The sequence below is a fragment of the Pseudomonas sp. 05N434 genome (genome assembly GCF_056396965.1).
This window is the reverse complement of the sequence record NZ_JBFTMK010000999.1, coordinates 1-734: the sequence shown is the minus strand read 5'-3', so window position 1 is coordinate 734 and position 734 is coordinate 1. Positions and strand designations below refer to the sequence as shown.

At 52.7% G+C, this 734-nt stretch carries 1 protein-coding gene; it reads left to right on the top strand.

What is annotated here, in order from left to right; translation table 11 throughout:
- Positions 1-331, top strand: a 331-nt coding sequence (locus AC1DLB_RS31335; protein ID WP_477786446.1) for a DUF6124 family protein, incomplete at its 5' end; no start/stop codon positions are given.
- Positions 332-734: the final 403 nt, after the last annotated feature.

The window sequence follows — 734 nt, the reverse complement described above, 5'->3', positions numbered from 1 at the left end:
CAGCAATACCTTGCCCGATATGCAAATCGACACCAGCCTCACCTCGCCAAAAGGCTCTGCCGCGGCGCAGCGCGCACTGGACTATTACTTGAAACCAGCTGTGTCAGAAGTAGCCAGCGAAGAACGTTTCTTTGATGTGAACCGTAACATCAGCAGCGAAGAGGCGCTGGTCCATGCTTCGGATCTGCTGCGGTGCGCCGTTGCCACCGCGCATGAGTCAGCCAACCAACTGCAGGGCGCAAGCCGGGATCTGGCGTTTTCGACGGTGCACATGATCGACATGGCCAAGGCGATGGTCGAACGGGCCCTGGAGGGCAATCAGAACAATTGAGGCGGGAGCGCATTGGAGGAGGACAGGAAAATTTTTCCAATCGCGCAGGTAGAAACATTTGACTTGCAAATGATAATGATTATTATTGCATCAACTGGTCGCGAGATCAGTCGATAGACCAAGAGACCTTAGGTCGGACTCCTGGACTATCTCCTCATCAGGCTAATCACGGTTTTTGACCCGGCTTTTTGCCGGGTCTTTTTTTGCCAGTCAGGCTGGCTTTGGCTTCAGGCTAATGAAGTCTGTAGGTGCTGCAAAATTCGATTGGCGCGGATGATATCAAAAGAATATCTACTGCCAAGAGAAGCCCGGCAGCACTGGGCCAAACTAACGAAAAATAGCACTTGAGAATCAATTGCGCAGTCTCTAAGCTGCATCGGCGTCAAGGAGGACGCCCCCCCTT